12 protein-coding genes and 2 pseudogenes are annotated in these 13,110 nt (G+C 67.5%); 9 read left to right on the top strand and 5 right to left on the bottom strand.

The features are described from left to right. Positions 1-352: 352 nt before the first annotated feature. Positions 353-913 (top strand): SUKH-4 family immunity protein, encoded by a 561-nt coding sequence (locus tag AB0E19_RS37280; protein ID WP_362189254.1) that lies wholly within the window; start codon positions 353-355, stop codon positions 911-913. Positions 914-992: 79 nt separating this feature from the next. Next, a pseudogene (locus tag AB0E19_RS37275) lies at positions 993-1,181 on the top strand (IS5/IS1182 family transposase); the annotation flags it as partial. A gap of 29 nt (positions 1,182-1,210) precedes the next feature. Here the strand turns inward: AB0E19_RS37275 and AB0E19_RS37270 are convergent. Then, positions 1,211-2,412, bottom strand: a protein-coding gene (locus AB0E19_RS37270; protein ID WP_362189251.1) for an IS3 family transposase whose coding sequence is annotated in 2 segments (ribosomal slippage) — positions 1,211-2,127 and positions 2,127-2,412 — 1,203 coding nt in all. Because the reading frame shifts where the segments join, the coding sequence is not laid out codon by codon here. Between the two features lie 237 nt (positions 2,413-2,649). Between AB0E19_RS37270 and AB0E19_RS37265 the strand changes: the two genes are divergently transcribed. Then, the gene (locus AB0E19_RS37265; protein WP_362189248.1) at positions 2,650-3,150 is read left to right on the top strand and encodes a hypothetical protein; all 501 of its coding nucleotides are present in this window, start codon (positions 2,650-2,652) and stop codon (positions 3,148-3,150) included. 368 nt (positions 3,151-3,518) lie between these two features. Here the strand turns inward: AB0E19_RS37265 and AB0E19_RS37260 are convergent, their stop codons facing one another. Continuing rightward, complete coding sequence (locus AB0E19_RS37260; protein WP_362189245.1) at positions 3,519-3,671, bottom strand: hypothetical protein; 153 nt, start codon at positions 3,669-3,671, stop codon at positions 3,519-3,521. A 198-nt stretch (positions 3,672-3,869) separates the two neighbouring features. Here AB0E19_RS37260 and AB0E19_RS37255 point away from each other — a divergent pair, with 198 nt between their 5' ends. Beyond that, positions 3,870-4,490, top strand: coding sequence for a DUF4352 domain-containing protein (locus AB0E19_RS37255; RefSeq protein WP_362189242.1), 621 nt, complete (start codon positions 3,870-3,872; stop codon positions 4,488-4,490). Between the two features lie 755 nt (positions 4,491-5,245). On the opposite strand, the gene AB0E19_RS37250 is transcribed toward AB0E19_RS37255, so the two are convergent. From AB0E19_RS37250 to AB0E19_RS37240, 3 genes are all read right to left on the bottom strand, one after another. Then, on the bottom strand, positions 5,246-6,079 hold the full coding sequence (locus AB0E19_RS37250) for a transposase family protein (protein WP_362189239.1): 834 nt from the start codon (positions 6,077-6,079) through the stop codon (positions 5,246-5,248). A 72-nt stretch (positions 6,080-6,151) separates the two neighbouring features. Next, complete coding sequence (locus AB0E19_RS37245; protein ID WP_362189236.1) at positions 6,152-6,607, bottom strand: hypothetical protein; 456 nt, start codon at positions 6,605-6,607, stop codon at positions 6,152-6,154. Positions 6,608-6,680: 73 nt separating this feature from the next. Beyond that, entirely contained in the window at positions 6,681-7,166 is a 486-nt protein-coding gene (locus AB0E19_RS37240) for a hypothetical protein (protein WP_362189233.1), read from the bottom strand. 412 nt (positions 7,167-7,578) lie between these two features. On the opposite strand from AB0E19_RS37240, the gene AB0E19_RS37235 reads away from it, so the two are divergent. The 5 genes and pseudogenes from AB0E19_RS37235 to AB0E19_RS37215 all read left to right on the top strand — a co-directional run. Beyond that, positions 7,579-8,751, top strand: coding sequence for a hypothetical protein (locus AB0E19_RS37235; protein ID WP_362189230.1), 1,173 nt, complete (start codon positions 7,579-7,581; stop codon positions 8,749-8,751). 243 nt (positions 8,752-8,994) lie between these two features. Next, positions 8,995-9,822, top strand: coding sequence for a hypothetical protein (locus AB0E19_RS37230; protein WP_362189227.1), 828 nt, complete (start codon positions 8,995-8,997; stop codon positions 9,820-9,822). Between the two features lie 254 nt (positions 9,823-10,076). Then, complete coding sequence (locus tag AB0E19_RS37225; RefSeq protein ID WP_362189224.1) at positions 10,077-11,228, top strand: hypothetical protein; 1,152 nt, start codon at positions 10,077-10,079, stop codon at positions 11,226-11,228. A gap of 128 nt (positions 11,229-11,356) precedes the next feature. Continuing rightward, entirely contained in the window at positions 11,357-11,689 is a 333-nt protein-coding gene (locus tag AB0E19_RS37220; protein WP_362189221.1) for a DUF6166 domain-containing protein, read from the top strand. Positions 11,690-11,792: 103 nt separating this feature from the next. Further along, positions 11,793-11,930: pseudogene (locus AB0E19_RS37215) on the top strand (IS5/IS1182 family transposase); the annotation flags it as partial. Between the last annotated feature and the right edge of the window lie 1,180 nt (positions 11,931-13,110).

Below are 13,110 nucleotides of genomic sequence, written 5' to 3'. Positions count from 1 at the left end.
GGTGTAACCAATCGTTGACCGGCCCTGCCGGACGACGAGTCGGATCCGCTGACCACCCGAACTCACCAGCCCACGGCTCAGCCAGCACCTCGGCGTCCGTCCCCACCGACCAGCCCGACAACCCCTCCCCCCTGCCGCGTCGCGGGACACGACCAGCCGCGACCACTCCACCCCGCGCCAGCCCGCCACCTCCACGAATACCGCCCCATGAGTCGCTTGTAGCAGCAGATGGCTGCGGCGAGGCCGAGAAAGGCCAGGTAGTTGCGGGGATAGCGTTCGTAGCGGTGGTGTGTCTTGACCTGAGACCGGCTCGATAGGGTCAGGAACACAGCCGACGGAAGAGGATCGTTCGATGGCGACGTACGACCAGCTGACCGAGTGGGCCGGTCTGGGGCATGTCACGCGAGCCGGACGGGACGTTGTGGCCGACTGGCAGATCCCGGGCTTCATGAAGGCACAGCTCGTCGAGGTGGGCGTCCCGGTAGCTCCGCGCCTCATCGAACGAGTCGTGATACAGAGCGAGGCTGATCCGGTCCTGCTCACGTCCCGGGGCCCGCTCTACCGTCTCACCGAGCAGGCGGACCCCGATGATGAGGCCGAGCAGTCATCGTTCGGCGTCGAGCCGGAGACCGGAACGGTCTACTTCGTCATGCCGGATGGGGAGGCGTGGTTCGCCAACTCGGGTGTCGGCGTGTGGCTCGACGTCCTTCACCACTACGGCAGCTGCGTCACCGCCTCTGAGCTTCTCAGCGAGCCGGACGACCCCGAGGAGTACCTCTCTGAAGAGGAGGAAGAGCGGGCTTTCGCCGAGCTGAACCGGCTGGCCGAGGAGCTGAAGGAGATCGACCCGGCGGCCTGCAACGGCTACGAGGGGCTTCTCTGGCCAGGGCTCCTGGACCGCTGGCTCTACTGAGCTCGGCCGGCAGATCCAGGGCCCGCAGGTCTGGACCCGTGCGGGAGGTCAGGCCGCCCACGACTGAGATGATCTTCATGTGAGGGCTGTGATCACGGCGTCGGAGCCGTCATGGATAGCGCCGTACTCCGGGCTCACTCCGAAGCAGTTCGGCAAACTGATCACCGTGCTGCGGCGCGGAGGCTTGCCTGTGGTTTGCAGGGGCCGTCCGTGGAGTCTTCGACTGGAAGACCGGGCGTTGCTTGTTGCCGCGTACTGGCGGACGAACGGGCCTTGACCCGGAATCCTGGACACGGGTTATGCGGCTGGTGTCAGCGTAGTTGATGTTGTTCTGGACGCAGTCTCGTAGGCGATCGGGCTGCGGTGTCTGAGTCGGGAGTGACGGCGTCGGGTGTTGTAGCGGTGCAGCCAGCGGAACGCGTCGAGGCGGGCCTCGCGCTCGCTGGACCAGCCTTTCCGGCCCTGGAGCGTCTCCCGTTTGAAGGTCGCGTTGAACGACTCGGCGAGTGCGTTGTCCGCGCTGGAGCCGATCGCGCTCATGGACTGGCGGCCGTCGGCCCTGCGGCAGGCCTCGGCGAACGCCCGGCTGGTGTACTGGGCGCCGTGATCAGTGTGCATGACCGCCCCGGCGAGGCTGCCGCGACACCGCTCCGCGTCGGCCAGGGCGTCGACGACGAGATCAGTTCGCAGATGATCCGCGACCGCCCAGCCGGCCAGGCGACGCGAGGCGAGGTCGATCACGGTGGCCAGATAGAGGAACTTCCCGCCGTCCAGCGGGAGATAGGTGATGTCGCCGACATACTTCGTGTTCACGTCGGTCGCGGTGAAGTCGCGGCCGATCAGGTCCGGGGCCTTCGCCGCGGCCGGGTCCGGGACCGTGGTGCGGTGCCTGCGACGCAGTCGCACTCCTGCCAGACCGATGCTCCGCATCACTCGCGCGATCCGTTTGTGGTTGACGCGCCAGCCGTCCTCGCGGAGCTCGGCGGTGATCCCGGGGACGCCGTAAGTGCCGTCCGATTCGAAGTGCACCACCCGTATCCGGGCGGCGAGCCAGGCGTCGGCCGCCTGGCTCGCAGCTCGGTCTGCGGCCGTCCGGCACCAGTAATAGAAGCTGGAGCGGGCGATGCCGAGGATGCTGCACAGCCGCTTCACGCCGTGGCGGCGCTGATGGTCGGCGACGAACTGGAAGCGGTTCACCAGCGCGTCTCCCCGGCGAAATACTTCGCCGCCTTCCGCAGGATCTCGCGTTCCTCCTCCAGCTCGCGGACCTTCCTGCGCAGAGCGGCGTTCTCCGCCTCCAACGGCGTGGGCGGCTCGGCCGGCGCCTCCGCCCGGCGGCCCCGAGGCCGACTCGCGCCGGCCGCCCGGACCCAGTTCCGCAGCGTCTCCGGGTTGACCCCCAGATCCGCGGCGACCGACCGGATCGTCGCGCCCGGCGGCGACTCGTACAACGCGACCGCGTCCGCCTTGAACTCCGGCGGATAGCGCTTCATGACCACAAGATGTCCGTTCTCAGATCCTCAAGATCCACGTCTCAAGTGTCCAAGATCTGGGGTCAAGGCCCCACCGGCGCCGAGCGGGCCGAGCTGTACGCGGGACGCGTCCCCGCCCGGCTCCAGCCGAAGGACGAGACCAAGTGCCCCGCCACCGCCAGAGAGGGGCTCGTGTCAGCTCCAGGAGGTAACGTTCACGGCCCCCGGGAGGAGACTCCCAGAGCGACAGTAGAGGAGAATCCCATGACGGTCTGGCTCATCTCCGCCGGAGGAAGCGGCGACCCCTATCTCCCCGCGTTCCGCGAGCACAAGGCGGCCGTGTTCAGTTACAAGGAGGGCGGCGACATATCCAGCCTCAAGACTCAGGAGGAGATCGCCGCCCGCTTCGCCGGCAAGCCGTACCTCGACCAGGTCGGCAAGGTCATCAAAACGCGCAGCGCCGACAAGTACGCGCGCGAGCTGATCAAGATCCGCAGCGGGGTGGAGAGGGGCGACTACCTGTACACCCCCCTCAAGGGTGGCCGAGAGTTTCTCATCGGCCGCGTCAAGAAGAACCCCTACGAGTACCGCCCCGAGAACGACATCGACCACCGCCACATCCTGCGCACCAAGTGGGCCACTCCGGTGCTCGCCGCAGAGCTCGGAGAAGAACTCGTGCCGCACCTGGGCACGCACCGGCACACCATCCGCACTCCCAAGGAGCAGCAGGCGCTGACCGCCTTCGCCGACCGGCTCTTCGCCTGATCCACAAGATCCGCTGAGCCTCAGCGCAGCCCCCGCCCCGGAGCGATCCGGACCAGCAGGGGCTTCTTTCGTGGGGTTCACGTCACGACTCACGTGCCCACCCGTACACCTCCTCCGCCAGACGGCACAGCCTGTCGTTGAGCTCCCGCAGTTGCGCGCGCCCCACCTGCTCGACCTTCGGCCGGCGACCACGAAACGAGACCGCTATCGCGGGCAGCCCTTCGCCGAGAAAGAGGGCGCTGAGGCCGTGCACGTACAGGTTGCGCTGATCAGACGCCGCCTTGCACTCATCGAGGATCTCCTTGAGGCTGGCGATCCGTTCCGGCTGTCACCCCGGGCCTTCGCCGCCGCGCGGAGATCCCTCCGGTTCACCGACGCGTTGTTCCCCAGGTGCGGGCTTCCCACTCCTCGTCACCACGGACGTGGGCCAGCATGGTCCCGATCGCGTACCCCAGCGCCACCGCGGAGACGATCATTCGCCCCGTGAGCATGTACAGCGCGCCGGTCTCACTCCGAGTCATCCGGCGAGGGTACGGACGCGCCCTCGAGGGCCATGCTCGTACACGCATCTCTCCGAGCCGGTGAAATCTTCGTCGCTTCCGGGGTTGATCAAGACCCCGGCCGGGAGGTTCCACCAGAGTCTTACCGTGCAGTAGTGACATGGTTTGCCACCCGCCTAAGCTGTGCGCGCTCATCCCCGTTCTCCAGGAGTTCTACGCGTGTCCACGCCCCCACAGCAGTCTGGCTTCGGCCACCCCCAGCAGTCCCCGCAGTGGGGCCCTCCTCCGCCGCAGAAGCAGCGCAACGGCTGGAAAATCGCCACGTTCATCCTCGGCGGCCTGTTCTTCGTCTCCTGCACCGCCAACGTCGTCAACTCCTCCGACGGCGACGAGAGCGCCGACGCCAAGCCGAAGGCCACCCAGTCCGCCGAGGCCAAGGCCGCCGTCCCGACGAGCGCGCCGGCCGCGAAGCCGAAGGTCGCCGAAAAGCCGAAGCCTGAGGTCACCGAGGAGCTGCCGGTCACCATCACCGCGGCCAAGGCCCCCTTCAAGAAGACGATCTTCCACGACAGCGGCGACTACACGTCGCTCAAGGTCACCGTCACCAACAACACCGACGAGAAGATCTCCGTCAACCCGCTGTACTTCGAGGTCAAGGACGCCGGCGGCGTGAAGTACACCACCGAGGTCTTCGGCGGCGAGACCGACCTGCGCGCCGTCGACCTGTTCAAGGGCGAGAAGGCCAGCGGCACCATCACCGTCAAGGGCAAGGTCGACGCGGTGAAGGTGTACTACCGCAAGGACGGCTTCGGCACCTCCTACAGCGCCCCCGTGAAGTAGAGGCCCTGGCGGCCACGGTGACCATGCCTTCCGACTGAGAGTCCTTCAACGTGCCCCAGAACAAAGACAGCGACACTTGTCTTGGCTGCGGCTGTCTCGCAATCCTCGTCCTGCTGCGCCTGGCTGGCCTCGGGTCCTGCGTCAACCATGGTGACGCAGAGAGTCCCGACGCCAACCCCGCGGGCGCGGGGAGCAGAGGCAGATGTGACGGCACGAAAGCCGTGGAACGGGTCCATCCCCGCGGACGCGGGGAGCAGCTGCGGCGCCGGAACCTGGATGCTCCGCGCGGCGGTCCATCCCCGCGGGCGCGGGGAGCACGAGCGCCTCGGCGAGGACGCCGACGAATTCAAGGGTCCATCCCCGCGCGAGCAGGGAGCAGGTGGTTCCGGCGTGGATGAGCAGCTCAGTGCCGGGGCCATCCCCGCAGACGCAGGAACAGGTTATCGCGCCGGCGCGGTCCTCCGTAACGATGGGACCATCCCCGCAGGCACGGGGAACAGCGTGGCGCCGTCGCATGGCGTTCCGCCTACTGGGGACCATCCCCGCGCGGGCGGGGAGCAGTGCGGGTCGGCGCTGGCGCGCCAGTAGCTCGCGGGTCCATCCCCGCGCGCACGGGGAGCAGGCCTTGTCCCACCACATCGGGGCGGTCCACTGAGCCTCCGCCAACTTGAAGTCGCAGGTCAAAGGGCTGGTGTGACCGGCTCTCGGGGTGCTCGTGCTGGTCGTGGGCGGCTGTCTGCGGAGTAGATCGTTTGTCAGCGGTTGACTTCGAGGTTCGTCAGAACGAGCAGGGCGCGCACGAGGCGGGTCGCTTGGGCGGGGTCGGTGCGGAGCTTGGTGAGGATCCGCCAGTTCTTAAGGTGGGCGAAGCCGTGCTCGACCGGTGCGCGTCCGATGGCGAGGACGCGGTTGGCGGTCTTCTCGCCGGGGGTGAGCTTGTGAGTGCGGCTGGCGTGGAAGCCGGTGACGATCACGGGGTCGAGTACGTCGTTGTCCAGGCCGCGGAAGCCGAGGTCCGCCAGGGCCCCGAGGCCAGCGGCGCGCAGATGGGCCAGGATGTGGTCGTGGCGGGCGGCGGTGTTGTCGTGGGTGCGGCCGGGCCGGGCGGCGGATATCCAGATCAGGCGGCCCTTCTCGTCGGTCAGGGCGAGGAAGTGCAGGCCATGGCTGCGGTGCTTGCCGGAGTAGTTGCGCCGGTCGGCCTTCCCGGTGCGGCGCTGGGTGTGGATGAGGGTGCCGTCGATCAGGACCACCTCCCCGCCCTGCCGGGCGACCTTCTTCAGGGCGCGGTCCAGGCATGGGGCCTGCGCGGCGAGCAGGGCGATCAGCTCGTCGCGCCAGCGGCGGACGGTGGACTCGGACACGTCGTTGCCGCCGGCCATGTCGGCCAGGCGCTGGTCGTGGCGCAGCACGGCCAGGACGATCACCGCAATTCGTCCGGGCGGCAAGATCCGCCATCGGGACCGGATCACTTTCAGGTGACGCCGCAGCAGATCAGCCAGGTGGTTGACGGTGCGCGTGGACAACGGCAGACGGCACCGGTAGACAAGCGGGCAGGTGTCCTCGGTGCGCTCTTTGGTATTCGTCACACAATTCCAACGGCCCCCGGGGGCACTCTGGTTACGCCTGCGCTGGTCCACTCCGAGCAGTGGCTTTCCTGATCACAGTCGGGTGGTGAACCGGCCGTCGGGCAACTTGCGGAGCCAGCCGCGATCGACGAGTCTGATCAGCTTGCTGCGTAGCGGTTCCAGCTTGGCCTTCACCCTGATGTCCACCCCCACCGCCTCACCGACCTCGCGGGCCATGACCGGTCCGGCGGCCTGCCGCACCGCGGCGAGGATGCGCTGATAGTCCCACGGCAGCGAGTCCTCCTCCACGCCCGATTCACGGTGCGGAATCAGCATCACCGCCCGGCCGCCCACCTGCCCGGGCACCGGACCGGCGGAGGCGCGTTCCTCGGCGAGCTGCCCGGTCATCCGTTCAAGGACGCGCTCGGCGACTGCGAGTTCGTCCCGCTCGGCTCGCACTTCCGCCAGCTGTTTGGCCAGCTGCTCTTCGAGTTCGTCCAGTTCCGCGCGCCGCGCGGTGATCCGTTCCAGCAGTTCGGGATCCAGCATGCACCGGATCGCAGAGGGGCACCCGACCCCAGCAGGTAGGAATCGGTTGTCCGGGGAGTGCCGGGTGGCTGGATCAGCGGGACGGGAGCGAAGCCAGAGAGCGGTCCCACTCGTCAGCCGCGTGCAGCAACGCTGCGGCGTCCGAGCTGACCTCCACGACGTACTGGTAGATGTCAGCCCCGTCATCGCCCTGTTGCCACGGAGGTGCCGCCTCCAGAGACAGATGAACGCGGATCACCGCGGTCCCGCTCTCGATTCGATGGGCGAGGCTGAATGCCACGACCGGCTCGATGAACCACGTGTCCGGCGACAGCTCGCCTTCGGCATCAGGTTCGGTGACGTCCACCGTCCCTGCGGCCACCGCGCGCAGCCACGCGGACACCTGGCGGGCCTCATCGGTGAGCAGACATGGATCGGCGAAGGACCACTTTCCCTCAGGAGTCGCCATCGTGCCCTCAATGACCAGCCAGTTGTCGTCGTACGAGTCGCCCCGAACGGTGGCGAACTGATAGCGCACTGGGCGGAGGTCGACACTGCTGGAGAGATCTTTCAGGAGCACTGGGCCAGGATGTCATGCGCTGGCCAGCGGCGGACTGCGCCCCCAGCCCAGGTGCACGGGCCAGAGCGCCGCCCCTGACTCCGTTTCGGAGACAATCCCGACCTCTGTCAGACGATCTTCTCGAGGGGCTCCTGCCCACGACCAGCATGAGCACTCTGAGGACCGACCACACCAGACCCTTGACCTGCGAATTCAGGTTGGCGGCAGCTCAAGGAACACCGTAGATCCGGTATCAGATCATCTCGCTGGGAGCCTGCTCGGAAAGCGCCAGCGGCTCGGCGGCGGGTGGATGGCTGAGGGCTGATCGGCTGTGCCGAAAACGAGCCTCGGGCTGGAAGATCGCGGCGCTAAAGTGCCCGCACCCCCGGCGGCCGGCCGGGAGCCACACCGGCACCCCACCAAGAGGTCCTCCATGAACGCACTGCGCGACGCGGAACTCACGTCCAACCAGGCATTCCTGCTCCACGGCATCGGATACGAGTGGCAAGAGAACGGTTCATGGCCCGTATGGGGACACGTTGAGGACATCCTCGACACCAACCGCAAGCTCGATGCGGAAGAGATCCTTCGCTCCCTCCCCCGCATCGGCGCCGACACCGTCTACGCCGCCGGATACGGCTTCACCACACAAGTGCCCCCGCACCCCCTAAACCGCAACGACATCGTCAAGCTCACCCTCGCCACCTGCTACGCCTTCAGGGCATGGCGCGACTGGGCAGGCAAGCCCTTCATCCGCACCCTGAAGCACATGGTCGAGCTCTGGGACAACAAGGTCTCCACCCCCCAGGAGGCCGGAACCGCCCACCTCCGCTCCAAAGGCCTCGCCCACCAGATCAAGGCCACCCAGAAATTCGTCACCGCCTTCCCCGACCTCATCCGGCACGAACCCACGCTCCACCTCGGCACCGGCTTCACTGCCCCCGACGGACTCTGGCAATACGAGATCACTCGCACCATCCGCCCCTACCGCGACGTCGAGACCATCGAGGACTACCTCGACACCACCTGCAACCTCGTCCAAGCCACCGCCGCCAAGTACGCCAGCGACACCGGACGCACCGGAAGCCTTCTCGTCCCGACCTCCGACAGCCGATTCGGCGCCTTCGACGAAACGGGCCTCTGGGACCCCACCATCGTCCCGCCAACCGCCTCACCCGCCGACACCCGCCCGCCCTACCTCGACGCCGAAACCCTCGCCGACCTCGAAGACGCCGCCCACAACACCCAGTGGAAGATCGGCAAGTTCCTGGCCCTGTGCCACGAACTCAACAGCAACCACGCCGCCCAAAACCCCTACGCCTGCGTCGCCCTCGTCCGCGCCATCACCGACCACATCCCGCCCATCTTCGGCCACAAAGACTTCGCCCAGGTCGCCGCCAACCACTCCTTCTCGATGCAGCGCACCGACAAGGCACACGCCAAGTACCTCGCCGACTTCAAGGACATCGCCCACGACGCGCTGCACCGCCCCATCGGCCCCAGCGTGCACATCCACACCATGGACGACGTCCCCGCCCCCACCCGCCTTCGAGCCGTCCTCCGCGAACTCGTCACCCTCATGCGCAAGACCCCCACCACCACATGAATCCGCCGCTTCGAGCGACTCTGCCCACGCCATGAGCCGCAGGGGAAAGCGAGCGGCCCCGCGCCGTGCGAAGTACGCGGGACCGCTCGAAGGTGCGCTCATCGGGGGCGCCCGGCCAACGTAACCGCCCGCGCCCGTAACGGCCTGCCGAAGACCTCGGCCCGGGGGCCCGCCCGTCCCGTGATCGCGTTGTCGGTTCCTCGTGCCAGGATCCGGAGAACGCACGGGCTCAGGGAGCACAGCATGGACATCAAGAAAGCCGGTCCTTTCGGCGACGGCACGACTGCGGACGCGGGCGACGCGGCCGCGAGGGCCTGGACCGCAGCGTCCCGGACCCCGCCCGCCCCCGGGACCTATGTCGAGGGGCCACCGCTGTCCGTCGAGTGGGTCGACCACGTCGACACGGACCCTGTGCGCGCGCTGGAGATGCTGGTCCTGGGCTGGTACCCGGCCGAGAACGCGCCGCCGGACCCCGACGCCCCCACAGACGACATCCTCGCTCTTCTGCCGAAGGCGCTCGCCGCGTTCCACCGCCTGGCCCGCGTGCGCCCCGCCCTGTACCGCTTCTGCCACCCGATGCTCCTGCACCCCCGGCACGTCACAAGGCGGGACGGCGGCCGGCTGGTCTTCGCGGTGGAGAACCAAGGGGGCGCGGACTGGACCATCCCCTGGCCGCCCCACGGCGGCCCGGAGGATGCGGACCCCCCGGTCTGGCTCACCGAGGACCCCTACGATGATGACGACCCGGAGACGATCCTCGAAGCGGAACCCCTCAGCCGCTTCCTTCTCCAGTTCACCCTCGACCGGGCGTCCGGCATCGCACCCTTCAACGCCTGGACCTACGTCATGCCCACCGAACGCCTCGAACCGCTGTGGAGCTCCCTGCGCCCGGTCCCCCTCAGCCCCTACATGCCCGCCTACGGAGGCCACCTGTTCTACGCGGCCCCTGGCCTGCTGGCGAGCATCAGCGCCGACGAGAACGAGGCCGTCGCCGCGTTCGGAGCACGCCACCGCGAGACCCTCACTCCGCTGAAGGCCTACGACTTTCCCTGGAGCCGCTTCGACGTATAGGGGGCTGAGGAACGTCCATGTCAGATCGTGCGCTAAGCCGGCGTCGGCCCTGGTGAGCTGCTGGCGGGGTGTCGGTGGCGGGAGGGTCCCACACCCGTCATGGTGCGCCACGCCGCGCCCGCAGGGGCCGGCGTCACCCGCACGGGTGCGGCACCCCTCGCCGCCGACCGCGAAGGCTCAATGTCGGCCCACTGCGCGAAACTTCGGCGATGAGCATATGGAATGAACATATCGCACCGAGGGTCCCGATGGTCTTGTCGATCGTCCTCGTCCTCGCGCTACTGGTCGTGCTGGAGATGGCGAAGCCGTACCTGCGGGCGTGGGTGCTCGACCCGTGCCGGGCCACGGTCAGGCGGTGGGGCGACTCGATCGCGGACAGGATCACGGAGCCCATGGCGCGGCTGTTGCCGCTCGTCGTCGACGACCTGCCGATCGGGCGGAATCTCGCCGCGCGCTGTGTCGAGCGGTGGGCGCGCACTTTCCCGGTGGCGGGATCGTTTCAGATCGCGGTGCTGCTCGGCCTTGCCGGGGTGATGTGGAACGGGGTGGCGATCCGGGCGGCAAAGTCGTTCGCCGGCGCTGTGGTCGACTTCGCGCAATGGCTCTGGCAGGGGGTCGCGCAGATGCCCGACACGGTCGCGAGGGTGCAGGAACACCCCTGGGAGGGGGTCGGACTCCTACGCGTGCCGCTCGCCATTTTCTTCGTGTGGCTCGCGCTCGGGGTCGTCCGTCAGGCTGTGGTGGCGTTCGTCGGATGGAACCCGCTCGGGGAGCGGCAGGAGCAGCGGCGGGCGCGGGCCGGCGAGGGTGTGCGGTACGGGGCGGTCGTGATGCTGATGCTGTGCGCAACGCACTGTGCCCGGACCTTTCAGGAGCACCAGGAGAGGACTGCCGAGGGGCGGGATCTCATCGGTTTTCCCCGGGTGTCTGTCCGTCGGGTCGAGGGGGTCATCCGTAGCGCGTGGCTCACGGCCCGGGAGAGCGGCACGCGTCCGCGACGGCATCAGCGGCGAGAGCTCAGGAGGCACGCGGGGCGAGTGGTCGCCGTGCTGCGGGCAGCCGAGGCCCGGCAGGACCGGGACGCCCCCGAGGCCCTGCGGGCCATGGCGACCATGCTCGTCAAGATCGCCGAACGGTACGCCGAGGGGCGGGTCGGCGAGTTGCTGACGGAGGAGGAGCTCGCTGGGGTCGAACCGGTCGCCGACCGGTCGTGGCTGCACCTGGTCGGCTCCGGGGTGACGGTCGTCGGGGTGCTGTTCCTCGTGTCGTGGGCCGGGGTGCCCGACCTCGTCGGCGGCCCCGTGCTTGCCCTAGTCGTCACTGTCGTTGTAACGCTGGTCTACCGGGGCCGCATCCCGGGCCCGGCCGACTTGATCGACATTATGCGCGGGGCCGACCGGCGGTAGTCCCGTCAGCCGCTCATCAGGGCCGGGGCCGACTTAGCGCCCGATCTGACGTGAATGTTCCTCAGCCCCGAAGTGACCTGAGGCGTGCTGCCGGTACCAGCCCTGCAGCACACCTCATCGGGGTCACGGTGCTCCGCGAGCTGGTGGTGCCGAAGGGTGGCGGCTTCGGCTGGAGTTACAACGGCGGCGGCACCAGCGCGGCCGCCGCGGCGATCCTCGCCGACGCCCTCGAACTGGGCGACCCGGAGAAGGCCGGCATCGGCTATGCCTCCTTCTCCGAGGACCCGGTGCTCGCGGACCTGCGAGAGGACTTCTGTGACGACGTCCTCTCGCAGTTCGACCGGTGGCGCCTGCGGCGAGGAGCGGTCCTGCGCTGGGCGCGGGCCTGGTACCTCCAGCGCGGCATCGGCGAACTTCCTGCGGCCCTGCGCGAGATCCCGCCGCTCCAGAGCCTGAGCTGACCGTGGGCTCGCCGGCGGGGACCGCCGTGCGATCCCCTTTCACTACCGCTCGACGCCGTACCGGCGCAGTCGGGCCTGAAGGCCTTCTTAGACCGTGTCCTACCTGTCAGCAGCGCGGGCACCCGTCGAACGAAGCGTTGCGCGACTCAAGTCCTGGCGCATCTTCCGCAAAGCCCGCTGCAGCCCCAACAGCATGACGGCCATCGCCGCCGCCGTCCTCACTCTGGAGCGTCAACGCTGAAAATCCTCAGTCTTTCGCCACGGGTTGTGAATGAACGTCAGAATCTAAGAATATTTGGGAAATAGTGGGGAGTCGTCGCCGTATCGCCGTGATATCACCGGTGACCCGCAAGGTGCAATGCATGCTTCGCGAGCGTATCGTGAAGTTGACGTGGTCCCTCTCTGGAGGTGGATCCATGAGCGTCAAGCGTTTCGAAACCGTGGACTTCTATGGCAAAGTCCACACGGCCGCATTCGACTAACCGATAGGCTTTCTTGCAACCGGGCGGCACATCGAGCGGGTTGCCGTCGATGACGATATGGTCGTTATCGGCGGCGGTGGATACACTCGCATTACTGCTCCTGGATTTCCTCATTCGAGCGCGTTCCTTACCGCTTCCTTTCCTGATGAGACCCGTTCTGCGTGGGTCGTATCGACGACGGATCACAATGTATCGTACGCCCATAGCCTGTGGGCTCGCGCAATTGGTTTGAAGATTGACGGAATCAGCCGGCAGAAGCTCCTGAGTCAGTACCTCAAGTTTGTCAAGGTGACCAGCCCCGAGGAGCAGCATCCAGAGGCCACCGCGCTCACACGGAAGGTCCTGGCAGCCTCGTCACTGGATCCTTTCCGGAATTCCCCAATTCGTGGACGTCTCGCGCGAAGGACCACGTGGCATTCTCGCCCGCCACTGTCGACTCCTATGCGATAGGGATTCATGCGCACCTGCCAGTGCAAGCGGAGCCTGACGCAAGTAGCAATAGTCGCGCCTGGGTTAGGTGCGCATCGAACGTCGCAGGGCCGGCTCAGCATTGCTCCATTGATGTACCCCTGGAACGAAGCGTAGCCATTACCGGAGTCGGTGCCAATGTTCGTTGCAACCCTCACGGCTCCCTACTCACCACGCTGTTTCCACAAGGGCAGGCGCTGGCGCCGGATTTTGACCCTGTCGTGCCCGTGCCCTCAGAATTCACCTCAGTGGCTGCGGATTGCACAGACCATCAGATCGCGTCTCCTGCCGTTCTCAGAGCGTGGGTTATCGGATTGGGGCTTCATGCAATCTATTGAGGGTTGTCCCGCAAATGATCCTTAGACGGTGTCTCACGTGGCGGTCTTGCCCGCTGCGGGACCACGAGCACTCAGGAGGACCGCCTGTCAGGCTGGCCAGCAGAGGTGGCCGTCCACGATGGCCGGGAGAGAT

It is taken from the genome of Streptomyces sp. NPDC047974, assembly GCF_040653375.1.
Taxonomy (GTDB): Bacteria; Actinomycetota; Actinomycetes; order Streptomycetales; family Streptomycetaceae; genus Streptomyces.
Note: the sequence above shows the minus strand (reverse complement) of the source record. Positions and strands in the feature narration are given on the sequence as shown.

What these genes read in the sequence shown, in the direction of transcription:
- AB0E19_RS37280 (WP_362189254.1), top strand. Translation starts at nt 353, where the DNA reads ATGGCGACGTACGACCAGCTGACCGAGTGGGCCGGTCTGGGGCATGTC.
- AB0E19_RS37265 (WP_362189248.1), top strand. Translation starts at nt 2,650, where the DNA reads ATGACGGTCTGGCTCATCTCCGCCGGAGGAAGCGGCGACCCCTATCTC.
- AB0E19_RS37260 (WP_362189245.1), bottom strand. Translation starts at nt 3,671, where the DNA reads ATGACTCGGAGTGAGACCGGCGCGCTGTACATGCTCACGGGGCGAATG.
- AB0E19_RS37245 (WP_362189236.1), bottom strand. Translation starts at nt 6,607, where the DNA reads ATGCTGGATCCCGAACTGCTGGAACGGATCACCGCGCGGCGCGCGGAA.
- AB0E19_RS37235 (WP_362189230.1), top strand. Translation starts at nt 7,579, where the DNA reads ATGAACGCACTGCGCGACGCGGAACTCACGTCCAACCAGGCATTCCTG.
- AB0E19_RS37230 (WP_362189227.1), top strand. Translation starts at nt 8,995, where the DNA reads ATGGACATCAAGAAAGCCGGTCCTTTCGGCGACGGCACGACTGCGGAC.